At 63.6% G+C, this 24,893-nt stretch carries 27 protein-coding genes; 16 read left to right on the forward strand and 11 right to left on the reverse strand.

Going from position 1 to position 24,893, the window contains the following annotated elements:
- Positions 1–23: 23 nt before the first annotated feature.
- A complete protein-coding gene (locus ACODSO_RS23780) occupies positions 24–1,016 on the reverse strand; it encodes a GGDEF domain-containing protein (protein WP_489039129.1) in 993 nt (330 codons plus the stop codon).
- A 28-nt stretch (positions 1,017–1,044) separates the two neighbouring features.
- Entirely contained in the window at positions 1,045–1,512 is a 468-nt protein-coding gene (locus ACODSO_RS23785) for a pyridoxamine 5'-phosphate oxidase family protein (protein WP_489039130.1), read from the reverse strand.
- A 63-nt stretch (positions 1,513–1,575) separates the two neighbouring features.
- On the opposite strand from ACODSO_RS23785, the gene ACODSO_RS23790 reads away from it, so the two are divergent.
- Positions 1,576–2,517 (forward strand): helix-turn-helix transcriptional regulator, encoded by a 942-nt coding sequence (locus tag ACODSO_RS23790; RefSeq protein ID WP_489039131.1) that lies wholly within the window; start codon positions 1,576–1,578, stop codon positions 2,515–2,517.
- Positions 2,518–2,528: 11 nt separating this feature from the next.
- Here ACODSO_RS23790 and ACODSO_RS23795 read toward each other — a convergent pair whose 3' ends face one another.
- Both ACODSO_RS23795 and ACODSO_RS23800 read right to left on the reverse strand, forming a co-directional pair.
- Positions 2,529–3,302: a site-2 protease family protein gene (locus tag ACODSO_RS23795; RefSeq protein ID WP_489039132.1), complete on the reverse strand. Its 774-nt coding sequence runs from the start codon at positions 3,300–3,302 to the stop codon at positions 2,529–2,531.
- Positions 3,299–3,964: a hypothetical protein gene (locus tag ACODSO_RS23800; protein ID WP_489039133.1), complete on the reverse strand. Its 666-nt coding sequence runs from the start codon at positions 3,962–3,964 to the stop codon at positions 3,299–3,301. The genes ACODSO_RS23795 and ACODSO_RS23800 overlap by 4 nt, the downstream gene beginning before the upstream one ends.
- 200 nt (positions 3,965–4,164) lie before the next feature.
- Here ACODSO_RS23800 and ACODSO_RS23805 point away from each other — a divergent pair, with 200 nt between their 5' ends.
- The 6 genes from ACODSO_RS23805 (at position 4,165) to ACODSO_RS23830 (ending at position 9,674) form a co-directional block, all read left to right on the forward strand.
- Positions 4,165–5,454, forward strand: a complete 1,290-nt coding sequence (locus tag ACODSO_RS23805; RefSeq protein ID WP_489039134.1) for an adenylosuccinate synthase — start codon at positions 4,165–4,167, stop codon at positions 5,452–5,454.
- Positions 5,455–5,636: 182 nt separating this feature from the next.
- Positions 5,637–6,074, forward strand: coding sequence for an LGFP repeat-containing protein (locus ACODSO_RS23810; protein WP_489039135.1), 438 nt, complete (start codon positions 5,637–5,639; stop codon positions 6,072–6,074).
- Between the two features lie 235 nt (positions 6,075–6,309).
- Positions 6,310–6,951: a SipW-dependent-type signal peptide-containing protein gene (locus tag ACODSO_RS23815; RefSeq protein ID WP_489039136.1), complete on the forward strand. Its 642-nt coding sequence runs from the start codon at positions 6,310–6,312 to the stop codon at positions 6,949–6,951.
- 105 nt (positions 6,952–7,056) lie between these two features.
- The gene (locus tag ACODSO_RS23820; protein WP_489039137.1) at positions 7,057–7,611 is read left to right on the forward strand and encodes a hypothetical protein; all 555 of its coding nucleotides are present in this window, start codon (positions 7,057–7,059) and stop codon (positions 7,609–7,611) included.
- A 12-nt stretch (positions 7,612–7,623) separates the two neighbouring features.
- Entirely contained in the window at positions 7,624–8,187 is a 564-nt protein-coding gene (locus tag ACODSO_RS23825; protein ID WP_489039138.1) for a signal peptidase I, read from the forward strand.
- Positions 8,184–9,674: a hypothetical protein gene (locus tag ACODSO_RS23830; RefSeq protein ID WP_489039139.1), complete on the forward strand. Its 1,491-nt coding sequence runs from the start codon at positions 8,184–8,186 to the stop codon at positions 9,672–9,674. The genes ACODSO_RS23825 and ACODSO_RS23830 overlap by 4 nt, the downstream gene beginning before the upstream one ends.
- 19 nt (positions 9,675–9,693) lie before the next feature.
- Here ACODSO_RS23830 and ACODSO_RS23835 read toward each other — a convergent pair whose 3' ends face one another.
- Entirely contained in the window at positions 9,694–10,212 is a 519-nt protein-coding gene (locus ACODSO_RS23835; RefSeq protein ID WP_489039140.1) for a methylated-DNA--[protein]-cysteine S-methyltransferase, read from the reverse strand.
- A gap of 91 nt (positions 10,213–10,303) precedes the next feature.
- On the opposite strand from ACODSO_RS23835, the gene yczR reads away from it, so the two are divergent.
- Positions 10,304–11,794, forward strand: coding sequence for a MocR-like transcription factor YczR (gene yczR, locus ACODSO_RS23840; protein ID WP_489039141.1), 1,491 nt, complete (start codon positions 10,304–10,306; stop codon positions 11,792–11,794).
- A gap of 7 nt (positions 11,795–11,801) precedes the next feature.
- Here the strand turns inward: yczR and ACODSO_RS23845 are convergent, their stop codons facing one another.
- On the reverse strand, positions 11,802–12,878 hold the full coding sequence (locus tag ACODSO_RS23845; RefSeq protein ID WP_489039142.1) for a CaiB/BaiF CoA transferase family protein: 1,077 nt from the start codon (positions 12,876–12,878) through the stop codon (positions 11,802–11,804).
- Positions 12,879–13,044: 166 nt separating this feature from the next.
- On the opposite strand from ACODSO_RS23845, the gene purT reads away from it, so the two are divergent.
- Together purT and ACODSO_RS23855 are read left to right on the forward strand one after the other, a co-directional pair.
- Positions 13,045–14,181 (forward strand): formate-dependent phosphoribosylglycinamide formyltransferase, encoded by a 1,137-nt coding sequence (gene purT / locus ACODSO_RS23850; protein ID WP_489039155.1) that lies wholly within the window; start codon positions 13,045–13,047, stop codon positions 14,179–14,181.
- On the forward strand, positions 14,178–14,660 hold the full coding sequence (locus tag ACODSO_RS23855; protein WP_489039143.1) for a DUF456 domain-containing protein: 483 nt from the start codon (positions 14,178–14,180) through the stop codon (positions 14,658–14,660). The genes purT and ACODSO_RS23855 overlap by 4 nt, the downstream gene beginning before the upstream one ends.
- Here the strand turns inward: ACODSO_RS23855 and ACODSO_RS23860 are convergent.
- Entirely contained in the window at positions 14,653–15,387 is a 735-nt protein-coding gene (locus ACODSO_RS23860; protein WP_489039156.1) for an amidohydrolase family protein, read from the reverse strand. The two genes, ACODSO_RS23855 and ACODSO_RS23860, sit on opposite strands and share 8 nt — an antisense overlap.
- A 65-nt stretch (positions 15,388–15,452) precedes the next feature.
- Here ACODSO_RS23860 and ACODSO_RS23865 point away from each other — a divergent pair, with 65 nt between their 5' ends.
- Positions 15,453–16,322, forward strand: coding sequence for an SMP-30/gluconolactonase/LRE family protein (locus ACODSO_RS23865; RefSeq protein ID WP_489039144.1), 870 nt, complete (start codon positions 15,453–15,455; stop codon positions 16,320–16,322).
- Positions 16,323–16,453: 131 nt separating this feature from the next.
- Here the strand turns inward: ACODSO_RS23865 and ACODSO_RS23870 are convergent, their stop codons facing one another.
- Positions 16,454–17,839 (reverse strand): FAD-dependent oxidoreductase, encoded by a 1,386-nt coding sequence (locus ACODSO_RS23870; RefSeq protein ID WP_489039145.1) that lies wholly within the window; start codon positions 17,837–17,839, stop codon positions 16,454–16,456.
- Between the two features lie 312 nt (positions 17,840–18,151).
- On the opposite strand from ACODSO_RS23870, the gene ACODSO_RS23875 reads away from it, so the two are divergent.
- The 4 genes from ACODSO_RS23875 to ACODSO_RS23890 are packed head-to-tail and all read left to right on the forward strand — an operon-like array spanning position 18,152 to position 21,224.
- On the forward strand, positions 18,152–19,021 hold the full coding sequence (locus ACODSO_RS23875) for a TauD/TfdA dioxygenase family protein (protein WP_489039146.1): 870 nt from the start codon (positions 18,152–18,154) through the stop codon (positions 19,019–19,021).
- Entirely contained in the window at positions 19,018–19,581 is a 564-nt protein-coding gene (locus tag ACODSO_RS23880) for an Rv0361 family membrane protein (protein WP_489039147.1), read from the forward strand. Before ACODSO_RS23875 ends, ACODSO_RS23880 begins: the two co-directional genes overlap by 4 nt.
- A gap of 12 nt (positions 19,582–19,593) precedes the next feature.
- Positions 19,594–20,007 carry a rhodanese-like domain-containing protein gene (locus ACODSO_RS23885; protein WP_068373392.1) on the forward strand — a complete coding sequence of 138 codons (414 nt, stop codon included), beginning with the start codon at positions 19,594–19,596 and terminating at the stop codon, positions 20,005–20,007.
- Complete coding sequence (locus ACODSO_RS23890) at positions 20,004–21,224, forward strand: O-succinylhomoserine sulfhydrylase (protein WP_489039148.1); 1,221 nt, start codon at positions 20,004–20,006, stop codon at positions 21,222–21,224. Before ACODSO_RS23885 ends, ACODSO_RS23890 begins: the two co-directional genes overlap by 4 nt.
- 64 nt (positions 21,225–21,288) lie before the next feature.
- Here ACODSO_RS23890 and ACODSO_RS23895 read toward each other — a convergent pair whose 3' ends face one another.
- From ACODSO_RS23895 to ACODSO_RS23905, 3 genes are all read right to left on the reverse strand, one after another.
- The gene (locus tag ACODSO_RS23895) at positions 21,289–22,464 is read right to left on the reverse strand and encodes an isochorismate synthase (protein WP_489039149.1); all 1,176 of its coding nucleotides are present in this window, start codon (positions 22,462–22,464) and stop codon (positions 21,289–21,291) included.
- 16 nt (positions 22,465–22,480) lie between these two features.
- Positions 22,481–23,239: an HAD-IIA family hydrolase gene (locus tag ACODSO_RS23900; RefSeq protein WP_442971343.1), complete on the reverse strand. Its 759-nt coding sequence runs from the start codon at positions 23,237–23,239 to the stop codon at positions 22,481–22,483.
- Between the two features lie 69 nt (positions 23,240–23,308).
- On the reverse strand, positions 23,309–23,569 hold the full coding sequence (locus tag ACODSO_RS23905) for a WhiB family transcriptional regulator (RefSeq protein ID WP_082897760.1): 261 nt from the start codon (positions 23,567–23,569) through the stop codon (positions 23,309–23,311).
- A 66-nt stretch (positions 23,570–23,635) separates the two neighbouring features.
- Here ACODSO_RS23905 and ACODSO_RS23910 point away from each other — a divergent pair, with 66 nt between their 5' ends.
- The gene (locus tag ACODSO_RS23910) at positions 23,636–24,808 is read left to right on the forward strand and encodes a hypothetical protein (protein WP_489039151.1); all 1,173 of its coding nucleotides are present in this window, start codon (positions 23,636–23,638) and stop codon (positions 24,806–24,808) included.
- Positions 24,809–24,893 lie beyond the last annotated feature (85 nt).

Here is a 24,893-nt window from a genome sequence, read left to right on the forward strand (position 1 = left end):
CTTCTGGCGGCGGATCCGCTACCTCACGCACGATCCGTACGGCCACGTTTGGCCTGATACAGCTCGGCGTCCGCACGAGCGAGAATGTCGGAGATCGGCTCGTCGATATCTCTGGATGCCGCCACTCCGATACTCGTGTATGGCAGCGATTCGACGGTGGTCGACACGAATTCATCCACGATCTCCGTCGGGTGGCCGGGCAGGAGGGCGGCGAATTCGTCCCCGCCGATCCGCGCGACCACAGTGCCCTCGGGTGCCGCTCGAGTCCAGGTCGACGCTAGGTTCGCCAGCAATTCGTCACCTGCGCGGTGACCTTGGGTGTCGTTCACCGCCTTGAAGTTGTCGACGTCGACGATCACCACTGTTACGGGCAACCTCGACGGGTCGATGCGGCGTCCGCTCGGGCCCGTCACCGCCTCCGTGGTCGCGATCTCCCAGCCGGCACGGTTGAGCACTCCGGTCAGTGGATCGGTGCACGAGGCCGAGATCAACGCTTTCGTGACCGAGCCGAACATCTCGGACGCTGCGAGAATTGCCACGGCAAAGACGAAGTAGGTGATTGGATACACCGGCGCCGGCGAGCGAAGCGTCGCCAGTAGAACCAGAGCAATCAGGATGCCGATCGCGATATGGGCGTCGCGACTGCGATGGAATGCGCGGATGTACATCGCCAGAAACATCGCTCCGATCAAGCAGGGGAACAGTGCTGCGGTGAGAACATGGAATGCCATCACTGCAGGTGTTGCCAACATGGCAGCGCCCAATGCGACGTGTTGCCCGGCAATCGTTCGAGGACGAAGCCGCAACGTCACCAATCCGGCGATTCCGAGACCAACAGCGATCATCCCACCGGTGATGTCCGCCGTGACCCGGCTTCCGTGGGGAAGGACCGTCGCGGTCACGCCTGCCCCGTAGAGAACGGTGGTGACCACGAGGAACTGCCCTAGAAGTCGCGTGCGAAGCCGCGCGACACCGTGTACCGATCCCGGATTCCGAACATGATCGAACAGGCGCATGCATCCAGTCTTTCAGGACATGTCGAATTCACCTGGTGAAAATCTTCACTGCCGCGCCGGGACGCCACAGTTCGATCTTCATGCGATCGTCGACCAGCGATGTCAGTACGACCTCGCCGATGTCGAGGTCGAAGACGTGGTAGGGCGACAGTTCGGACGGAGCGGCGTCGAAAATCCTCTGCAGCGCTTCGGGATCCACGAGTTCGACGGCCGTCCCCGAGATTTTTGCATCGCCGCCGTCCATCGAGTGATGTCCCGGATTGCTGTGCAGGGCGAACCGAGCATCACGTTGTAAGTCAACAGCTTTCAGTGCGTTCAACATCGAGCCGAGCCGTAGGGTGCCGTCTGCCGAGAATTCGACTTCGGTACCGCTGACGCGCGGTGATCCGTCGGATCGCAGCGTTGCCAGGACGTGATGCTTGTGCGCGCGAAACCGTGCGGCCACGGCCGCGGCGATGTCGGGTTCTGCGGTGTCGAATTCTCTCCAGGTAGCCATGCAGTGCAGTATTGCCCAGAATCGCTGACACCTTCTGTCAGCAATTTCTCGTAGGATCGGCACATGCGCTCGGCTCGCTTGCTGCAGTTGATGCTGACTCTGCAACACGGGCGCTCGGCGACGGCCAGTGCGCTCGCCGAGCAGGCGGGGGTGTCGGTGCGCACGATCTACCGCGACATCTCGGCCCTCGGCGCCGCGGGTGTCCCGCTGTGGACCGAATCCGGGCCCGGCGGTGGGATCCGATTGCTCGACGGGTGGCAATCGAAGTTGAGCGGAATGACCGGCGTCGAGACCTCGGCGCTGATGCTGCTCGGCGTGCCTTCCATAGCGGCTGATCTCGGTCTCGCCGACGCGAGCGAGGCCGCCGAGAACAAGCTGCTCGGAGCTCTGCCCGAGCCTTTGCGTGCCGACGCCCGACTGTGGCGCGAGCGGCTCCACATCGATGTGCCTGCGTGGTTCCGGCAACCCGCGTCGACGCCGTATCTGCCTGTGATCAGTGCGGCGGTGTTCGCGGGACGTCGTCTGGAACTGGGCTATCGCGGGTCGACGCGGCAGGTCGATCCGCTCGGTCTCGTCGTCAAGGCGGCGATCTGGTACCTGGTTGCCTCGCGAACGGGAACGGTTCTCTCGTATCGAGTGGATCGCATCGAAGCAGCGGAGATGACGTCCGGCGCGGTCGTCCGACCCGTCGGCTTCGATCTCGCCGAATGGTGGCGCGAGGCCGCCGCATCCTTCGACCGGACCCTGCGGACCTACGAGTGCAGAGTCAGGCTCTCGGCATCGGCGCAGCGCATGTTGCCGGATGTCATCGGGCACGAGGCGACCCCCGAAAATCTCGTCCCGGACGACGATGGATGGTCGACGACGGATCTCGTGTTGGAGACCGAGCAGGTCGCGCTCGGGCAGCTCACCGCGCTCGGCGCGGGTGTCCAGGTGCTTGCGCCGACGTCGTTGCGCGACGGTATTCGGCGGGTCGCCGCCGACATGATCCGGTTCAACTCCTGACTATCTCGAAATCAGAGCCAGAACCTCATGAGGTAGTTGCCGTACTGGGCGTAGATCTCCGGGACGCCGGAGAGGCCGAACACGGTGTAGATCGCGCCGAAGAACGCAGAGTTGATCTGGGGCACGAAAAGAAACGCCACCAGGATCAGAATCCCGTACCCCTTGAAGTTCTCCAGTGCCCGGCGAGTGTCGTGGGACAGATACGGTTCGATCGCGGCATATCCGTCGAGACCCGGTACCGGCAGCAGGTTCAGGATCGTGGCCATGACCTGAAGGAACGCCAGAAAGCTCAGGCCCCACCAGAATGCGGAATGGTCGCCGTCCATTCCGAACACCCGGATGACGATCAACAGGATCACCGCCACGACTAGGTTCGCAGTCGGCCCTGCCAACGCAATTCGACGCTGAACTTTCGGCTCGAACATTCCGGTGCGCAGATATACCGCGCCGCCCGGTAGTCCGATGCCACCGATGGCGATGAAGACGATCGGGAGTATGACCGACAGCAGCGGGTGGCTGTACTTCAGCGGATTCAGAGTCAGGTAGCCGCGAAGTTCGACCTCTCGGTCACCTGCTCGGTACGCGGTGTAGGCGTGGCCGAATTCGTGCAAGCACACCGTCACTATCCACCCGGCGAGAACGAGCACGAACACCCCGACGCGGGCGGCAATCGATGCGGGGGACTGGGCAGTCCACGCGAGCACGCCACCTACGGCGGTGACTGCGGCGACCGCGAGGAAGACCGGACTCGGCCTGACGGGGTTGCGCCGAACCGGAATGCTCACCGGACCAACAACCACTCCCGGTCGTGCCGGTAGAACGTCGAACGCTTGACCTCGCGATCACCGGGGACTCCGTCGCGGGTGAGATGAGCGGCGATAGCACCCAGTTGCATTGCACGTCCAGACGTCCAACGACGTCCGAAGAGACGCCGTCGCCCCGTCACACGGGCCTTGAGCCCAGGCATCTCGGGAGTCGGGATCACTTCGACGCCGGAGACCGCACCGGAAAAAAGCTGGGTGTCGTCGACGTACGCCTCGCCTTCGAGGTCCGTACCCGCTGGTCCGTGTACTACCGCGCGCCCGACGACCGCCTTGCCGGCGTCGTCGCGGATGAGCGGCACGGGGCTGGCAGTTCCAGTCATCGCTACTTTGGCCGCACGCGAGCCGGTGCCGAGACGGTATATGTGTCCGGCCGACGTCGCGGTCTCGGGCACGAATGCAATCTCGAAGTGCAGACGTTCGGTTCGCATCAGTCGAGTCAGGACTGCGGCGAGGGAGGCGTCGTTTCCCAACACGATCACTCGGGGGTCAGCGATGGTGCCGACCGCGGAGAAGAGCGAGTCGCACTCCTCGTTGGTCGGAACCGGCGACGCAGAGGTGAGGGGAACGTCCGTCAGCGAAATCGGCAGCGGAGGATTTCCGCAGTGCAGGACAAACGGTGTCACAGCGCTCCCTTTGTCACAGTGCTCCAATATCAGCTGGTGTGCGGTGTCGTAACCCTTCGCGCACGAGCTGTCTTGCTCGAGACCACCGTAGCGCCATGACGGGTGCCACACCCTCTCGGCTAGACTTACGTCCCGGCCTGCCCCGATACCTGGCAGCAACCTGCTTACGTCACTACACAGAAGAGACACCAGGAGAGCACATGCCGGCGATAGTCCTGATCGGCGCCCAATGGGGCGACGAGGGCAAAGGCAAAGCGACCGATCTGTTCGGCGAACAACTTCAGTGGGTTGTCCGCTATCAGGGCGGCAACAACGCAGGCCACACGGTGGTGCTCCCCAACGGTGACAAGTTCGCTCTGCACCTGATCCCGTCGGGCATTCTGACGCCGGGAGTGAAGAACATCATCGGCAACGGAGTCGTGGTCGACCCCGGCGTTCTGCTGACCGAACTGGCCGGGCTCGAGGAGCGCAATGTCGACACCTCAGGGCTGCTGCTCAGCGCCGATGCGCACCTGATCATGCCGTACCACGTAGCCATCGACAAGGTCACCGAGCGTTTCCTCGGAGCCAAGAAGATCGGCACCACGGGCCGCGGAATCGGGCCGTGCTACCAGGACAAATTCGCCCGTGTCGGCGTTCGTGCGGCCGACGTTCTGGACGAGAAGATCCTGACGCAGAAGGTCGAGGCGGCGCTCGAGTTCAAGAATCAGGTGCTCTCGAAGATCTACAACCGCCGGGCGCTGGATTCGCAGCAGGTCGTCGACGAGGTTCTCGGCCAGGCCGAGCATTTCAAGCATCGCATCGCCGACACCCGGCTCGAGCTGAACTTGGCACTGGAACGCGGCGAGACTGTGCTGTTGGAAGGATCGCAGGGAACGTTGCTCGACGTCGACCACGGCACGTATCCATACGTGACGTCGTCCAACCCGACGGCGGGTGGCGCGGCTGTCGGTTCCGGAATCGGACCCAACAAGATTTCGACGGTCCTCGGCATTCTCAAGGCTTATACGACGCGTGTCGGATCGGGCCCGTTCCCGACGGAGCTGTTCGACAACTTCGGCGAGTATCTCGCCAAGCAGGGTGGTGAGGTCGGCGTGACGACCGGGCGTGCGCGACGCACCGGATGGTTCGACGCTGTCATTGCGCGCTACGCGACCCGCGTCAATGGAATCACCGATTACTTCCTGACCAAGCTCGATGTGCTCTCCAGTCTCGACACCGTCCCGATTTGTGTCGCGTACGACGTCGACGGCGTGCGGCACGACGAGATGCCGATGACGCAGACCGGTTTCCATCACGCGAAGCCGATCTACGAGGAGATGCCCGGTTGGTGGGAAGACATCTCTGCTGCACGCACTTTCGAGGATCTTCCGCAGAATGCGCAGAACTACGTGCTGCGACTCGAGGAGCTCTCCGGTGCCCATATGTCGTGCATCGGCGTCGGTCCCGGCCGCGACCAGACAATCGTGCGTCGGGACATTTTGAAATAACGCCGCATTAGAGAATCCCCGCACTTTTACCGAGTGTGGGGTTTCTTTTTCCCGGACGATTCAGGCGTACGGTCTTTTTTGTGCACCGGTGGTGACATTCTGCGATATATGTGAGCTATTTGTTGGTCCGACTCGACAAAGGGGTGGATACTCGACGCCAGGTACACGAGGAGGGGCGTGCGATGTCCACGACATACAACGGTCTCGATGTTTTCGGGTTGCAATTCGATCGCTTTGCTTACGAACATTCCTGGATCGGCGAACAGGTCGGGGAGTTCATGCTCGGACCGAATGGCGGCGGGATGCTCGAGTATCAGCATGCCACTGTCTTCGCACTCCCCGAGGGCGGTGCTCACGAGGTGCACGGACCCATCCTCGCCTGGTATCTCTCTCACGGCGGGCCCTACGGCACCCTCGGTTACCCCATCAGCGACGAGAAGCCGACTCCGACCGGCTTCGGTCGATACAACTTGTTCGAACGAGGCGCGGTGGGCTGGCTGCCCGAGACGGGCGCCTTCACCATCGGTGGGACACGCGAAGACCAAGATCTACACCCAGGTCCAGACGCGGACGATGTATCCGTCGTGGACACACCGAACATCGAGTCTTTTCTGGTCTGAGCGATCCGATCGAGCGGTCTGATTTTGCCGCGTTACACCTGGTGTTCATATGTAAATCAGCGCTGCAGCGCATTTCATTCCCTGTCTATTCCATTTATTTCGGCCGGCAGGAATTTTTCTCCCATAACATTTTGGCATTCTTTTGCATTTCGGTAACGCGCGCAGATTATCCGTCGATGATTGGTCAAGTCAGCGCACAAAGCGCTCGCTTTTCGTTCGAGGAAAAGAGTCGAGCATGACCGATCAGGTCCAGAAGTCAAACAGGAAACGCAAGATTCGGGCTTTGTTGGCAGGTGGATTGGTCTTGGGAGTCGGTGCGGCAATAACCTTGGCCGCGTGGACCGACAATGTCTTCGGAAATTCCGATTTCGCGACGGGTGATGCGGCGTGGAACATTCAAGCAAGTTTCAGTACAACAGACACGCCGAACTGGGTCGAGGCCGACGTAAGCCCGGGTGAGCCTTTCGGATTCCCGGTCGGGCGGTTGAATCTAACGCCGGGTGAAACGGTCTACGCGCCCATTGCCCTCCGATTGCAGAATGCACAAACTTTGAATGCGGCTGTCACTTTGGACGGTGCGGTGCCAGGTACGCCCGCGGGTTCGGCTGCGTTGACCGCTGCGCTGACGTACTCGGTCACCTCGGGCGGCACCGCGGAGGGGTGCACTGCGGGCACTCCAGGCGGCACCTCTGTCGTCGCGCCAGGATCTGCGCTGACCACGGGGAGCGCGCCGAGTGCTATCACGCTACTGGCGGCGGGTACGCCTGTACAGCTTTGTTACGCAGTAACTTTGCCAGCAGGGTCTCCCCTCGACCTAGCTGGTCTCAATACCGGGCAGCTGATCTGGCAGTTCGTCGGCACATCGGTCACTCCGTAGCACGTGCATTCTCAGCACGTGTCATCTCGTAGCAAGCAGCAGAGAAAGAGACAACGGCGGGCACTGGCAGCCGGGGGGATCGTCCTCGGCGTTGGGGCGGTGCTCGTGGCTGCCAGCTGGACCGACCGGGTGCTCGGCAACAGTGACTTCGGATCGTCGAAGTTCGGGATCGAGTCCAGTACCGACGGTGGGTTTGCCTGGTCATCTCACCCTATCGGCGCACCGAACTCGTTGGTATTCACAAGCATCGCAACAGGTCTGGTTCCGGGCTCTGTGGTGTACGCGCCGGTCCAGCTGCGTGTCGAAGCTGGTTCCGAACCAGCGTCGGTCGCGTTACAGGGCGCGTCGTTCTCCGGCACCGGCGTCGGTAACTTGTCGACGGAACTCCGGTACCGGGTAGTTCGCAACGCACCGACATGCGACGCGGCAGCTTTTGCCTCGAGTCCGACGTTCGTGGTCGGTGCCGGGGGAGCAGCAGCGTTGAACACTCCTGCGCCGTCCAGCTTCCCGCTCGTCGCTGGGGCTGTCCCCACCGATGCCGGTCCTGCTGTTCCGTTGTGTTTCGAAATCAGCTTGCCTGCGACCAACGATAATTGGTCCAACGCCGCATTGCCCAACAAGACGCTGGTCGCTAACTGGCCCTTCATCGGAACTTTGTAGAAGGCGGAAGAAATGGGTGCGATGACACACACTGCGACGCCACGAGCGCGACGCTCCCCCTGGACCGTTGTCGGTGACATATTGTTGAACATTCTCGCGATCGGCGGAGTCATCTGTCTGGCACTGGTCGCGTGCGCGTTCTTCTTCAATATCACGCTGATCATGTTCAAGACCGGTTCGATGTCGCCGTCGATTCCGACAGGTTCGCTCGCAGTTGTCCGCGCGGTACCGGCGGCTTCGGTGGAGATCGGGGACGTAGTCACTGTCGATCGAGAGGGTAAACTCCCCGTCACGCACCGAGTGGTCGCGATCGATCCGATCACGAAAACGGGAGTTACCGTTCTCGAACTCAAAGGCGACGCGAATGCCGACGCTGATCCTGGATTCTACGAGGTTACAGAAGTGCGCAAGGTGCTGTGGTCTGTCCCTGGACTTGCGCGCGTCATTGTCTACTTTTCCAACCCATATGTTCTCGGCGCGATCACCTTGGCGATGGCAACCCTGGTAGTGGCTGTCTTCTGGCCGCGCGACCGAGATATCTCCGATCCGCCGGAGGGTAGCGAGCGCGCTGGATGACAAATCTCCGTCGATGGCCCGCCAAGGGGCGATGGTCTGCGCTGATGTGCGTAGCGTTGCTCTGCCTCGCGCTTGTATCGGGCAAGAGTCTCTTCGGGTACACGGAAGCGTTGTGGAGCGATTCCGAATATGTGGCCGGCACTGTCGAATCGGGATCGTGGGTCACCAGCGGGTACGGACTCGGCGTCGGTCCTCGAGTGAACAGTGCGGGCGGCATCTCGATTCTCCCTATCAATCCGACGCCTCTACCCTGGAACTCCGCCAGAATCGGTCGCGATTCGACCAATCCTGGAACAGCAACCACCGCAGGTGCGGGGCCTTTTGCGTCGTCGGCTGTCGCGATGGTGAACCAATTGAGGATGTCCGGCGCGTCTGCGTCGACCGCTCCTGTCGGGGCGGCTGCTTGCGGTTCGTACATAGTGGGCGCGGCTGGCGTTCCAACATATTGCACCGCCGCAACGCCTACGGCGAGCGCATCGGCGTCTGTGTCCTCGATGCGACTGACCGGCAGCGTTGTGGGAGTCAGTTTGTTGGGTGTCGTCAGCCTCGTCAACACGGACATCGTGGCCGTCAGCAGTGCCGGCCAGATCATCACAACTTCTGTTGGCTGCCAGTTGGACGCCGGTACGAACACGTGGACTGCTCCTGCCGCCGCCAACGCCACCACGGCCAACCCCAACGGAAGCGTTCTCGTCGGCGATCGGTCCGTCCGCATCCCCAACGCAAACTCGACGACCTCTCCTGGAGCGTTTGTGGATGGACTTCTGGGTTACTCGAACGTTGCTTTGACCAGTAGCCAGTCGCCGACGGGCGAAGAGGCAGGGTTCAGTCGGCTGACGTTGACCGGTTCGGTCAGTTTGCTTGCACTCGGGGTTCTGCCGCTGACCTTTTCGATCGATCTCGTGAGTGCAGAATGCGGTCCCGGAGCTACGCCGACAGCAGCGAGCGTGGCTCAACCAATGGCACGCGGAGTATCTCCAGCAACAACACCGACCACGCCGGAGGTGCCGAGTACCACCGACGTCCCGAGTGCCGCCGACGTGCCGAGTACCGCCGACGTCCCGAGTGCCACCGACGAAGCAGCGGCCGCGCAGAGCCCTGAAGTGACCACTACAACGGAGGTGTCTGCGACGACGGAAGCTCCGATCGAGGAAGCCGAGCCGCCCCCTGCCGAACCACCCCCTGTTGATCCACCTGCAGACACTGCCGAGCCGACACCACTGGAAGCGGCGACGCTGTTTACCGGGCCGGCCGAGGGCAACGTCGAGACGCTGACGTTCGACGGCGGAGTCGTGTGCAGCGCGCCCGCGGGATCCGACTACACCGGAAGCGTCGAATTATCCTGCAGTGACGGAAGTTCGATCAGTGCTCTCGGTTCGTCGCTGACACCCGACGGCGTCGCTCAGGCAACCGTCGAGGGCGTGTGGGAGCCGGTGCTGTCACCCGGGGGCGCCGCGCAAACCGTCGTTGCTGCGACGCGCGGCTAACTGACCGGCAATTCCCCGCTCAGAACAGTGTCGGCTCCCCGAAGCCCGAGACTCCTTCGATGGCGAGGATTCGCTGCTTCGTCGGCGCACCGCCGGGGGCCGAGAATCCGCCCACCTCGCGGCCGGCGCCAAGGACGCGGTGGCACGGGATGATGACGGGCACCGGATTGCGCCCCAGCGCGCCCCCTACGGCCTGGGCGCCCGCAGGTCGGCCCACTTCGGCTGCCACGGCCCCGTAAGTGAGCGTCGAGCCGCGTGGAATCGAGCGAGTGACCTCGTAGACCGCTCTGTCGAATTCCGATACATCGAGCACCACCGGCACCGACGATAGATCCGGGGCCGAACCGTCGAGCAGCGCCTGGATTCCCTCGATCGCCTCGAGTGCAAGGCCGTCCGGGGTACCGGCCACTGCGTCGAAATCGGCAAGGTAGGCGATCATGGCGTCCGTGGGCTCAGGGAGTGCGACTGCGCTGACACCTCGGTGCGTCCATGCGAGGCCACACCGACCGAGGGTGGTGTCGAAGAGCGCGTAGGGCACTCAGCCAGTATGAACCAAATCAATCGAACCAGTCCACCGATCTTAGAATTGGACTTGATTTGTCATACCAGTACGGCGAATACTGGCGTCCATGGCGATCCGAGTACTCAACGCAACCTCCTTGGCCCGCGATCTGGGCCGCTGGAGGACGGACACCGAGGATGCGGCGGGGTCTCGACGGACATCTCGCCGGACCTCACGCCCGACCTATCGCGCACTGGCCGACGGCGTCAGGCTGCTGATTCACGACGGGCGAATTCCTCTCGGAGTCGGGTTGCCCAGCGAGCGCGACTTATCGGCCGCACTCGATCTCAGTCGAACCACCATCACCTCGTCGTACGCTGTACTCCGCGAAGAGGGCTACCTGATCAGCAAGCAGGGCGCGCGCAGTACTGTCGCGCTTCCGGACATGGCGAGACCGAACGGGCTGCTCGTGCAATCACGCACATCGAGCGGACCGGTCATCGACATGAGCCACGCCGCGATGGCTGCCCCGACCGAAGCCATGATGTCCGCGTACAACGCTGCGCTGCAGGCACTTCCGGCGTATCTGTCCAATCACGGTATGGAGCCCATCGGACTGTCGGTGCTCCGACAGTCCATCGCGCGCCGTTTCTCGGAGCGCGGGTTGCCGACGACCGAGGACCAGATCATGGTGACTTCGGGCGCCCAGCAGGCCGTCCGTCTCCTGCTCGGCACCCTGACCTCGCCCGGCGACCGGGTGCTGATCGATCATCCGACGTATCCCAATGCTCTGGAAGCGATTCGACGCGTCGGGGCTCGGCCGGTTCCGGTGCCGATCAGGCCCGATGGCGATCCGTGGGACCTGGACGGAATCCGAAGCGCAGCACGGCAAACCGCGTCGAAGGTCGCGTACATGATCCCCGACTTCCACAATCCCACCGGTCGGTGCCTCGCGGCCGACGGCCGTGCCGAACTCGCCAGGATCGCGCGGGATACCTCGATGACACTTATCGTCGACGAGACGATGGTCGACCTGTGGCTCGACGCGCCCCCGCCGCCACCGGTTGCCTCGTTCGGCCGGGTGTCGGGTACCGACATCGTCACGATCGGATCTGCGTCGAAGTCGTACTGGGGGGGTCTGCGCATCGGGTGGATTCGCGCCAACCCGTCGTTGATCAGTCGTCTGGCAGGATCGCGCGCCGCACACGACCTCGGCACTTCGGTGATGGATCAGCTCGCCGCGGGATTTCTGTTGGAGGACGCCGATGCCATCCTCGAGGCACGGCGGGTTCAGCTACGAGAACGTCGTGATGTACTGGAAAATGCGTTGGCCGAACATCTTCCGGGTTGGAGCTATCGTCGTTCGACCGGTGGGATGTCGTTGTGGCTCCAACTTCCAGCGCCTGTGTCCAGTGCGTTGGCGGCGACGGTTCCTGCGTTCGGTGCAGTGTTGGCGGCCGGGCCGAGGTTCGGCGTCGAGGGAGCATTCGAGCGGTTCATCCGTATGCCCTACACGCGCGAGCCCGCCGAGTTGGCGGCCGCTGTCTCGGCGACGGCGGCCGCATACCAGGCTCTTGCGCCGAACGTCGACGCCGAGCAGCCAGCCTTGGTGTTCTGAAAAATACTCAGCGCCAGACTGATTCGGCGTCGACGGCCGTCGATGCCGGAGCGGTCGGAATGCCGTTGGGAGTGCGGGAGAAGCGCGGAGCCGGCCGATGCTGGGTGACTCCACCGACCTCGATGAGAGTCTCTCGTGCCGCGAGGTGCACCTGCTGCGGTGCTTCGCCGAACGTCAGGACGGGTGAGACGCACGCGTCGGTGCCGTCGAATATTTTCGCCCATTCGTCGCGTGTCTTCGTCTTGAATGTCGTCGTGAAGAGTTCACGCATCTCGGGCCAACGATCCCGATCGCCTTGTCCCGGAGTGGTGGCCGGGTCGAGTTCGAGCAGTCTGAGCAGCTCGGCGAAGAACTGAGGTTCCAGAGCGCCGACCGCCATGTACTTGCCGTCGGCTGTTTCGTAGGTGTCGTAGTACGGCCAACCGGTGTCGAGCATGTTCACGCCGCGTTCGTCGGACCAGGCGCCGACCCCTCGCATGCCCCAGATCATGTGGGAGAGTGCCGCGGTGCCGTCGACCATTGCCGCGTCGACTACTTGCCCTTCACCTGAGGTCTGTCGTTCGAAGAGCGCTGCAAGGATTCCGAAGATCAGGAACATCGATCCGCCGCCGAAGTCGCCGACCATGTTGAGCGGCGGCACGGGACGCTCGCCTTGTCTGCCGATGGCGTGAAGTACGCCCGTCACGGAGATGTAGTTGATGTCGTGTCCGGCAGCCGAGGCCCATGGGCCTTCCTGGCCCCAGCCGGTCATGCGGCCGTAGACAAGCCGTGGGTTTCGGGCGAGCGCGGCGTCGGGACCGAGTCCGAGACGCTCGGTGACACCGGGCCTGAAGCCCTCGATGAGCACGTCGGCACGCTCGATCAACCCGAGCACCTTCTCGATGTCCGCGGGATCCTTGAGGTTGGCCTCGACGAGGGTGCGGCTGCGGAGTTGCTGATCGTGCTCGGAGATCTGACCTGCGCGCTGCACTCGAACGACGTCGGCACCCAGATCGGCCAGCAGCAACGCTGCATGCGGGCCCGGTCCGATCCCCGCGAGCTCGACGACGCGAAGTCCTGTCAGCGGTCCACCACTACTCGACACGTTTCCCTCGTTCCGATCGGGCCGTCAATGTGAATTGAGGTTAACTTAAGCCTGGACGTCCAACTAGTCCGGGCCATGCTTTCGTGCAATGGATAATGGCCGGGTGAGCGTAGCTACGGAACCAACACGGATCGGCACACCACTGACACCGGGAGCCACGCGAGTGATGCTGCTCGGTGCGGGCGAGCTGGGCAAAGAGGTGATCATTGCGTTCCAACGCCTCGGCGTCGAGGTCATTGCCGTCGACCGCTACGACAATGCGCCGGGACATCAGGTAGCCCATCACGCGTTCACCATCGACATGAGTGATCCGGAACAACTCCTTGCGCTGATCGACGCACAGCAGCCCGACTTCGTCGTGCCCGAGATCGAGGCGATCGCCACCGACGCGTTGGCGGAGATCGAGAAGCGCGGCCGGACCGTCGTCATCCCGACGGCGCGCGCCACCCAGTTGACGATGAACCGCGAGGGCATTCGACGCCTCGCCGCCGAGGAACTAGGACTGCCGACCTCGCCGTATGCGTTCGCCGAGTCGTTGCCAGAAGTGCAGGATGCGCTGGCCACGATCGGGTTTCCGGCGGTGATCAAACCCGTCATGTCCTCGTCGGGCAAAGGGCAGTCCGTCGTGCGGGGCACCGACGAGGTGGAGGCCGCATGGGAGTACGCCCTGAAAGGTGGACGCGTCGACCTGGGCCGTGTCATCGTCGAGGGATTCGTCGATTTCGACTACGAGATAACGCTTCTCACGATCCGGTCCATTCAGGGCACGGACTTCTGCGAGCCGATCGGACACCTTCAGCAATCGGGTGACTACGTCGAATCCTGGCAGCCGCAACCGATGTCGGATGTCGCACTCGCGGGCGCGAAGGACGTCGCCGAGAGGATCACGGCCGCTCTCGGTGGCCGCGGTCTGTTCGGCGTCGAACTGTTCGTCAAGGGTGATGACGTCTACTTCTCCGAGGTCAGTCCGCGCCCACACGATACGGGGTTGGTGACGCTTCGTACACAACGCTTTTCGGAGTTCGAGCTGCACGCGCGGGCGATCCTGGGGCTGCCGGTGGACACGTCGCTGGTCTCTCCAGGGGCGTCCGCGGTGATCTACGGCGGCGTCGACGCCGAGGGGATCGCATTCGACGGCGTCGGCGACGCCTTGGCGGTGCCCGAGACGGACCTTCGACTCTTCGGTAAGCCCGAGAGCTTCGTTCGTCGACGCATGGGCGTCGCGGTGTCGACTGCCGGCGACGTCGACACGGCGCGTGCGCGGGCGACCGAGGCTGCAGGCAAAGTCAGACCAGTCTTGTGAGCGCCTGGGGGGAGTTGCTCGTCGGGGTGGCGATTCTGATCGGCCTGGCAGGCATCGTTGTCCCGATCCTGCCCGGCACGATTCTGATATTCGCGGCAATTGCTGTGTGGGCGTTCATGACCGGTGGCGGCGCCGCGTGGACGGCGTTCGCGATTGCTGCGCTCCTGCTGGTGGCGAGTGGCGTCGTGAAATACACCTGGCCGGGGCGTCGAATGAAGGACGCGGGAATTCCGACGCGTTCGCTCATCGTCGGTGGCCTGGTCGGGATCGTCGGGTTCTTCGTGATCCCGATCGTGGGATTGTTCATCGGGTTCATCCTCGGCACCTATGTCGCCGAGCTGCCGCGGCACCGAAATCACTCCGATGCTTGGCGATCCACCGTGCACGCGACCAAGGCGGCAGGACTGTCGATTCTCGTCGAGCTCCTCGGTGCGCTGCTCGCCACCGGAGTGTGGCTCGGAGCAGCAATCTTCATTTGACCCGATACCAGGCCCTGGCGTTGCCGTCGAGGACTGCGGGGAGATCGCCGCCGACGGCTTCGGCGATCAAGTCGATATCGGACTCCTGGAACCGCCTCGGCGCGCGGGTTCCGGGGAGGTCGGTTCCGAACATCAGGGCGGACGGGTTCACCGCGTGGATCTGCCGCATCGCGTCGACGATATCCATGTCGACGCGCCCGAATCCTGTTGCCTTCACTCGGACTCCACGGTCCACGAGGTCGAGTAGATAGGGCAGCCCCTGCGCCGACATCCCCAGATGGTCGATGCTGACCGCCGGAAGTTTGCACAGGATCGGTTCGAGGGACAGCAACATCGAGGCGTCGACGTACAACTCCGCGTGCCAACCGACCAGATCGTGCGCGCGTCTGGCCTGCGCAGTGAGGGTCTGAACGTCGGTGGCGCCGCGCTTGAGGTTGAGCCGAATGGCACGGACACCAGCCGCCTCCAGAGCGAGAATGTCCGCATCGGTGGCATCGGGTTCGAGTTGTGTGACCCCGGCCCAGCCGTCCCCGAGCGTATCGAGAGCGGACAGCAGGAAGCTCTGATCGGTGGCGTGGAACGACGCGCTGATCACCGCTCCGCCGGTGATGCCCAACCCATCTGTGTCGCGGTCGTAGTCGGCGATCGTGTACGGATCGGGAACGAAGCCCTGGTTCTCGATCAGCGGAAACCGAGGGTCGAGGATGTAGCGATGGGCGTCGAACACTCCGTCAGCATGCCAGCTGCGTCGTTCCGGCACCCGGCGACCCTGGCCGGTGTTTGAATCGAGTCATGAAAGCTGAAGCTACAGTTGTCCTCGACGGTTACACCTACTTCGAATGTCCCCGCTGGCGCGACGGTCGTATCTGGGTGTCCGACTTCTACAGTCAGCGGGTTGTTTCGGCGTTGGAGGACGGGTCGGACGTACGCGTCGAGGCCGAGGTTCCCCAGCAGCCGTCGGGGTTGGGTTGGCTACCGGACGGCCGGCTGCTGATCGTGTCCATGCGCGATCACACGATTCTGCGGCGCGAGGACGACGGTTCCCTCGTGGTGCATGCGGACCTGTCGTCGCACGTCAGCGCCAACCTCAACGACATGCTCGTCGATTCTCGTGGACGTGCCTACGTCGGCAATTTCGGTTTCGATCTGATGAACCTCGCAACGCCCGATACCGCGGACCTGCTGCGGGTAGACCCCGACGGCTCGGTGCACGTCGTGGCCAAGGATCTGTACTTTCCCAACGGAATGGCGCTGACCCCGGACGGTGAGCTGCTGGTCGACGAGACCGTCGGCAATCGCATCAGTGTGTTCGCGGTCCATCCCGACGGCTCGCTGGGTGAGCGCCGGGATTGGGTCAAGTTCGCGGAGATCCCCGACATGAGCGATATGGCGACTGCGCTGGGGCAGTTGGCGCTTGCGCCGGATGGGTGTGCGATCGACACCGACGGATCGCTCTGGGTGGCAGACGCCCTCGGTCAGCGCATCGTGCATGTGGTGCCAGGAAAGGGAATCGTCGATCAGCTCGAGTTCGATACCGGAGTGTTCGCCTGCGGATTCGGCGGCGACGACGGCAGAACGCTGTTCGTGTGCGCTGCACCGGACTTCGACGAGCACCAGCGCAAGGTCCAGACGGAAGGAAAGTTGCTGGCTGTGCGGGTGTAAGCGCTGCGCGGCGGGTGTCAAGCGCTGCGCGGCGGGTGTAAGCGCTGCGCGGCGGGTGTAAGCGCTGCGCGCCAGTGGCGCGGTTAGGTACCCCAGAGGGCCCTTAACCACGCCACTGGTGGCGGAGCTGCCTAGGCCTTGTCGGGCTCGGACGCCTTGAGCATGTCGTCGCGCTCGACGACCTTGACTCGTTCGCGGCCTTCGGGTTCGCCGAGGGAGCGTTCGTGGGCGTCGAGGCGGTACCAGCCGTCCCACGTGGTGAAGGGGACCTGCTTGCCTTCGAGGAACGCAGTGACGGAGTCGAGTTCGGGGTCGGTGGCTCCGGCGAAGGTGGGCGCGTCCTCGAGCAGGTTGGCGACGGTTTCGTTGGCGTCGCCCTTGGTGTGGCCGATGAGGCCGACGGGCCCGCGTTTGATCCAACCGGTGACGTAGGTGGCGGGGACAGGGACCGTCGACGTGGGTGACTCCACGACGCGGCCGGCTTCGTTGGGAATGGTGCCTGCCTGCTCGTCGAATGGGAGCTGGCTGATGTTCTGGGAGAGGTAACCGACAGCGCGGTAGACGGCCTGGACCTCCCAGTCGTTGTACTTACCGGTGCCCTTGACGTTTCCGGTGCCGTCGAGCTCGGTGCGCTCGGTACGGAGGCCGACGACCTTTCCGTCCTCGCCGAGGATTTCGGTGGGCGATTCGAAGAAGTGCAGGAACAGTTTGTGCGGGCGGTTGCCGACGTCGCGGATTGCCCAGTCCTGCAGGGTGTTGGCGACCATGTCGACCTGCTTGGAATTGCGGCGGGCCTGCTCGGAGCCTTCGTCGTAGTCGATGTCCTCGGGCGCGACGATGACTTCGATGTTGGGCGAATGGTCGAGCTCGCGGAGTTCGAGGGGGGTGAACTTGGCTTGCGCGGGTCCGCGGCGGCCGAAGACGTGCACTTCGATGGCCTTGTTGGCCTTGAGGCCCTCGTAGACATTGGCGGGGATCTCGGTCGGCAGAAGTTCGTCGCCGGTCTTGGCGAGAACGCGTGCGACGTCGAGAGCGACGTTGCCGACGCCGAGGACGGCTACCTTCTCTGCCTCGAGGGGCCAGGTGCGCGGGACGTCGGGGTGGCCGTCGTACCAAGAGACGAAGTCGGCGGCGCCGTAGCTGCCGTCGAGGTCGATGCCGGGGATGTTCAGTGCGCGGTCTGCGTTGGCGCCGGTGGAGAAGATGACGGCGTCGTAGAAGCGGCGCAGGTCGTCCAACGTGATGTCGGTGCCGTAGTCGATGTTGCCGAGGAGGCGGACCTGGGGCTTGTCGAGCACCTTGTGCAGGGCGGTGATGATGCCCTTGATACGGGGGTGGTCCGGTGCGACGCCGTAGCGGATGAGTCCGAACGGTGCGGGCATGCGTTCGAAGAGGTCGATGCTCACGCCGGGTCCGCTGACATTGTGGTCGGACTTCATGAGTGCGTCGGCGGCGTAGATGCCGGCCGGTCCGGCGCCGACGATGGCTACGCGGAGTGGGCGAGTCTGATCAGTCATGTGCAGCGAACTACCTTCGTCGAGGGCAAGTACGGACACCCCAGCATAAATTAAGTGTTACCTGATCAGTGCTGGTGGGCGTAGCTACGGGGTATTGCCTCAGCCTTTCATCATTTCCTTCCATTCAGGTAGGGTTTGCGTTGTGCATACGACTTACCTGGTCCGGCGGCTGACCGTCGACTTCTGTCGTACCTGCACCACCATGTGTCGTCGGTGACGCGGCTCTCTGCTCCCGCCACTTCTCACGCCCTGCTTCATATTCTTCCTCGCTGCCCCGACCGTGCGAAAGTCGCTCCGGGCTAGGAGAAACACATGACAGTCCTGGATAACTCAGTTCGCTCGGCCCTTGCCCTCGACAAGCTGGGGCCGCGGTTCGGTGCCGAGGTCATCGGGCTCGATGTCGCGTCGGCCTCGGATGCCGAAGTCCTGGCGATCCGGGATGCACTCGTCGAGCACAAGGTCCTGGTGTTGCGCGGCCAGTCGCTCGACGATGCCGGTCAGATCGATTTCGGTCGACGCCTCGGCGACCTGACTGCTGGGCATCCGGTGCACGACAGCGGTCGTGTGGCAGCCGAGGTGTATGCCTTGGACAGCCAGGACAACGGGTTCGCCGACGTGTGGCACACCGACGTGACGTTCATGGAACGGCCACCGTTGGGTTCGATTCTTCGACCGGTCGTGCTTCCTCCGCACGGCGGCGACACCAACTGGGCCGACAGTCAGCTGGCCTACGAGTCGTTGTCGGCGCCCGTCCGTCAGATGATCGACCAGCTGACCGCCGTGCACGACGGCAATCGCGAGTTCGGCTACTACCTCGAACAGAAGCGAGGCGGCAAGGGCAATGTCTGGGACGGGAAAGAGGTGACCACGCTGGTACCCGTCGAACATCCGGTGGTTCGGGTGCACCCCGAGACCGGACGTAAGGGCATCTTCGTCAACCCGGGTTTCACCTCGCACATCGTCGGAGTGTCCGAGGCGGAGAGTCGGGGAATTCTCGACCTCCTGTATGCGCACCTGACCAAGCCCGAGCATGTCGTGCGGCACCGTTGGCGTCTCGGCGATCTGGTCCTGTGGGACAACCGCAGCACCTCCCACTACGCCAATCGCGACTACGGCACCGAGCGCCGCGTCATGCACCGCATAACGCTGCGCGGGGATATCCCTGTCGGACCCCGACAGTGATAAGCGTCGACCCTGCGGGAAAGATTGCGGTTATGGCGTCGTGGCGTGAACGAAGACAGCAGTGGGCCGACAGTCGTGAGGAAGCGCAGAACAACGCGTCCGCAGCGGCTGCCGAGACGGGTGAGCGTCGTCCGCCGACCCCCTGGCCGTTCATTCTCGCGGTCGGCATCGTCGTCGTTGTGCTCGCGGCCATTTTCCTGGCGGCCCGATTCGCGCCGGCCGAGGACAATGTCACGCAGGCACAGTTGTTGACCGACAGCATCGACGATTTCGTATCGGCGCAGAACGACGGTGACGCCGAGCTCCTGCGTTCGACGACCTGTCAGGATCAGCTCGCCCAGTTGATCCCGGGAAGCGACGCGGACTACGCATCCGCCCGTGCGGACGACGTCGACGAGAACGGCAAGCTGGTAGTCGACGGTGCTCCCACCGACTACGAGGTCAACGGTGATCGCGGAATGGTGACGGTCCCGACGAAGCTCGAGAAGATCGGTGCGACGTCGAGCGAGACGTGGAAGTTCGTCCGCGTCGACGAGAAGTGGCTGGTGTGCAATGTATGAAAGGTTGAGCCCGTGACTTACGCAGGTGACATCACCCCGCAGGCAGCGTGGGAGTTGCTCGAGAACGATCCCGACGCGGTGCTGGTCGACGTGCGAACCCACGCCGAATGGCAGTACGTCGGCGTTCCGGACACCTCGTCGATCGACCGACCGACACATCTCATCGAGTGGGTCAGCTACCCCAACGGCGCGCGAAACGAGGGTTTCGTCGAGCAGTTGAAAGAGGCCGGGGTGGACGGTGAGCGACCGGTGGTATTCCTGTGCCGCTCGGGCCAGCGTTCGATCGGCGCCGCCGAGGCTGCGACTGCGGCAGGCATCGGGCCGTCGTACAACGTGCTCGACGGTTTCGAGGGTGCGACCGACGCAGATGGTCACCGCGGCGCCGTGGGGTGGCGTGCGGTCGGATTGCCGTGGAGGCAGCCATGAACGTGCCCAAAGGTGGAGGATTCCACAAGCCGCTCCCGGAGGGCGTCGGGCAGGGAACCCTCGGTGTTCGCGGCGGATTGATGCGGTCCGGGTTCGACGAGAATGCCGAGGCGCTGTACCTGTCTTCGGGTTTCGTCTACGAGAGCGCGGGCGCAGCTGAGCAGGCGTTCACCGGCGATATCGACCACTTCGTCTACTCGCGCTACGGCAACCCGACAGTCAAGATGTTCGAGGAGCGTCTGCGTCTCATCGAAGGTGCTGAGGCGTGCTTCGGAACCTCCAGCGGGATGTCTGCGGTGTTCACGGCGCTCGGTGCGTTGCTGAAGGCCGGCGACCGACTGGTTGCGGCCCGCAGCCTGTTTGGATCCTGCTTCGTGGTGTGCAACGAGATTCTGCCCCGCTGGGGTGTCGAAACCGTGTTCGTCGACGGCGAAGACAACGCGCAGTGGGAAGAAGCTCTCTCGGTTCCGACGACTGCCGTGTTCTTCGAGACACCGTCCAATCCGATGCAGACGCTGGTCGATGTCGAACGGGTCTCGGAGCTGGCGCACGCGGCGGGCGCAACCGTGGTGTTGGACAACGTCTTTGCGACGCCGTTGCTGCAGGACAGTCTTGCACTCGGTGCGGACGTCGTCGTGTATTCGGGCACTAAGCACATCGATGGACAGGGCCGTGTTCTCGGCGGTGCGATTCTCGGTTCCCGTGAGTACATCGACGGACCTGTACAGACGCTGATGCGACACACTGGTCCTGCGCTGAGCCCGTTCAATGCGTGGACGCTGCTCAAGGGACTCGAGACGATGCCGGTTCGGGTGCGACATTCGACGCAGTCAGCGCTGGAGATCGCGAAGTTCCTCGAGGCGCACTCGGCTGTGTCGTGGGTCAGATACCCATACCTCGAGTCGCATCCGCAGCACCAGCTCGCGAAGAAGCAGATGAAGGGCGGCGGCACCGTCGTCACCTTCGAGCTCGATGCGCCCGAGGGTGAGGCAAAGAAGCGCGCGTTCGAAGTTCTCGATGGGCTACGCGTGGTCGATATCTCGAACAACCTCGGCGACTCGAAGTCGCTCATCACTCATCCTGCGACCACCACGCACCGCGCCATGGGCCCGGAAGGTCGTGCGGCGGTGGGCATTTCCGACGGCGTCGTGCGAATCTCGGTGGGGTTGGAAGACACCGAGGACCTCATTGCCGATCTGGATCAGTCGCTGGGCTGAGCTGGGGCGGCTCCGCCAGTGGCGCGGTTAAGTGTGTTGACGTGCACTCAACCGCACCACTGTTTCAGGCCAGCCCGAAAGCCGACAACACCGTCCGGAATTTCGCCGTCGTTTCGGCAAGTTCCGACTCGGGGTCCGAAGCCTCGACGATCCCGCCGCCCGCAGTGGCGAGGGCGGTCAGCCCGTCGCCGGCGAGTTCGAGTCCGCGGATCGCGACCATCCACTCGCCGTCGCCCGTGCCGTCGGACCATCCGACAGCTCCGGCGTAGAAGCCGCGAGGCCCCTCGATGCGCGCGATCGCGTCCATCGCAGCTCGGCGGGGGACGCCCGCGACTGCCGGAGTCGGGTGCATCGCGATGGCGAGGTCGAGTGACGTCGTGGACGGGTCGCGAAGAATTCCGGTGATCGGTGTGCTCAGGTGCCACAGCTGCGGTGTGCTGCTGAGCTGCGGTGTGCTCGGGATCTGTAGGTCTGTGCACCACGGTTGCAATGCGGTTCGAATTTCCTCGACGACGAATCGGTGCTCCGCCTGATCTTTAGCGCTCGCGGCGAGCTGGTCGGCGATGCCTGCGTCCAGGGTGGGATCGGCGCTGCGCGCGGCGGTTCCGGCGAAAGGGTGGCACGAGACGGTGCGGCCGTGGCGTCGGACGAGCAATTCGGGGCTCGAACCTATGAGGAATCTGCCCGCGTAGCCGGCACCGGCCGCAGACAGGTCGACTGCGTAGCCGTTGCCGAGTGGATCCCCGCTGACGAGTGCTCCGAGAAGTGCAATCGGATCGATCGGGGTGTCGGCACGGAGTTGCAGGGACCGCGCCAGGACGACTTTTTCCGCAACGCCCCGCCGAAGCTCCTGCACCAATGCACGGACTCGTTCGAGGTGAACGTCGGCGGCGGGAACCTGACCGCCGATGCTCACCGGGGGGAGAGCAGCCGTTTGATCGGAAGGGCGCCACGGCCCCTCTCGTTTGGTGAGCGTTCCGGGTTCGGTCAGCGCGATTCGGTCGGACATGTCGAAGGGGAGCGCCCCGACAACGGGAGTTCCTTCGCGGACGGCGTCCGTAGCGTCGGTGATCGTCGAAAACGCACGTCGGACGCCGGTGGCCTCGATGTTGTACTCGCGTCGGGACAGCACGAAGCTCGTAGTGGCGCGGTTGAGTGCACCAGGGGAACCCTTACCGTGCCACTGCGGCGGAGCCGCGGGGTGTGGCTGCGGCGGAGCCGCGGGGTGTGGCTTCTGCATCAGAACAGTCTCTGCATCAGAAGGGCGTCTGCGTTCGGCCGACGAGGTCGGCGACCGAGTTGATCACCTTCGTCGGACGGTACGGGTAGTTCTCGACCGACGCAGTGGTCGAGATGCCGGTGAGAACCAGAATGGTCTGCAACCCGGCTTCGAGTCCAGACAGAACGTCGGTATCCATGCGGTCGCCGATCATCAGGGTGCTCTCGGAATGACCGCCGATTGCGCGGAGGGCGGAGCGCATCATCAACGCGTTGGGTTTCCCGACGTAGTAGGGCTCCTTGCCCGTCGCCTTGGTGATCAGTGCCGCGACCGATCCGGTGGCGGGTAGCGAACCCTCGCGCGATGGTCCGGTGGCGTCGGGATTGGTGGCGATGAACCGGGCGCCCTTTTCGACGAGTCGAATCGCCGTGGTGATCGCTTCGAACGAGTACGTGCGTGTCTCTCCGAGCACCACATAGTCGGGGCTGGAGTCGGTGAGTACGTAGCCGATGTCGTGGAGTGCTGTGGTCAGACCCGACTCTCCGACCACGTAGGCGCTACCACCTGGGCGCTGGTTGCCGAGGAAATTGGCGGTAGCGAGCGCCGATGTCCAGATCGACTTCTCGGGGATGTTCAACCCGCTGCGCTCCAGCCGTGCACGCAGGTCACGCGGGGTTCGGATGCTGTTGTTCGTCAGCACGATGAACGGGATGTCGTTCGATTGGAGCTCGGCGACGAACGCATCGGCTCCCGGAATTAGGTGATCCTCGTGGACGAGTACGCCGTCCATGTCCATGAGGTAGGTCCACTGTTGCGGTTCGTCCTGTGAGCTCACCAGACCATTGTGCGCTACAGCGTGTCTCTGTCAGCCAGCTCTCGTGAGTGCGGCCCGTCTCAGCGCCCTTTCGCGTGCGGTCATTCCGCCCCAGACACCGAACGGTTCGTTGGTGGCGAGGGCAAACTGTTGGCACTGTGCGATGACCGGGCACCGTTCACACAAGACCTTCGCCTGGTCCTCCCGCTGTCGCCGCGCACTCCGACCTTCTCCCGATGGGGAAAAGAACACGTCGGAACTTTCGCCGCGGCAGGCGGCGTCCACATGCCATTCTGTTCTTACGGATGCCATAGGCCGATGATGCCGTCTCAACAGACCGGGAAGAAGGTTTCGAATCATCGAGCGTCTAATGATGTGATGAATTTCAGGTTCGAGTATCTGGCCGTGCCGTGCGGTGGTGCTGTGGTCGGAATGGTCCTGTTCGAACCCGGATCAGAAGATCTCCCGCATCTCGGCAGTACCGCGGCTGCGGCTCTCGCTGCGGTCGTGGCGGTGTTGACGGTCGCCGTGGTCTCACGTGCCGGGACGGCGGTGGGGTCTGTGGTGGTTGGGGCTGCGCTCGTATCGGCTTCGACGCTGATCTCCGGATCGCTGTACCTGTTCGCGAGCGGACCAGGCGCTGGACTGATTCTGGGCGGACTCCTCGCGCTATGTGAGTCGAGTAGGGGTCTGCAGGCCGCACTTGCAGTTGGCGTCCTGCTCGGTTCGTTCGACCTCGTCCGCACGACGCCGCGGCGGTATGCGGACTACTTGCCGGTCGGTGACGCTCTCGGTTCGCCCACGATGTGGCTGCTCCTAGTCGCCGCCGTGGGTTTCACGTTGCTCTGTTTGCCGCTGCAGTTACGGGTCGAGGTGCGCGAGCTTCGGGCCTTGGTTGTCGGTCTCGCTCTTCCTATCCTCATGCTGGCCGTGCACTGGCTCTTCGGATTCTCGGTCGGCAACGGCATCTATCCGGGTGCCACGTGGCAGGCGACCGTCGCCTGGGCAGTCGTCGTCGCTGTGGTGGTTGGAGGAGCAGTGTGGCTACCCAGGGCGACGGGGCTGGTTCTGGTTGCCGGTCTCGCGATCGCGGCGGTCGATGCGCAACCGGTCTTCGTTGCCGACCGATGGTTGGTCGTGGTTGTTGTGTTGACCGCACTCGCCGGGTTGGTCGCGGGTTGGAGGTGGCCGAGGCCTGTCGTTGGAATCGGGCTTCTCGCCGTCGTCGCCGGTGTCGGGCTCGCGGATGAGGGCCTCGCCGCGACTGCCCTACCGGCCGTTGCGGCGTTCGCGCTCGCTTCCAGCTTGCCGACGCTGGGTGCCGTTGCAGTCCCCGCGATTCTCGCGCCGGTGTTGATCGTTGTGCCATATACAGCGGATGTGGGGTGGACGGCGTACTCAGGGCAATTCGGTTGGGAGGCTTTCGGACTGTCGCAGTCGGCGCTCGTCGTGGCCGATGTGGCAGTCTTCACGACGATCGCTGTGTGCGCCGTGGCCGCATGGGTGTTGGCGCGGCGGGTGGGTTCGGGGGCTGTTCAGAATGGTGGGTAGCGGTAGCGTTCGCGTGCTGTGACGATCGCCCGGTGTTCGAGGAATCGTTCTCTGAGGAAGATCGCTTCTTCGCGGGCTTTGGGGT

The sequence above is a fragment of the Rhodococcus sp. FG69 genome, assembly GCF_057808915.1.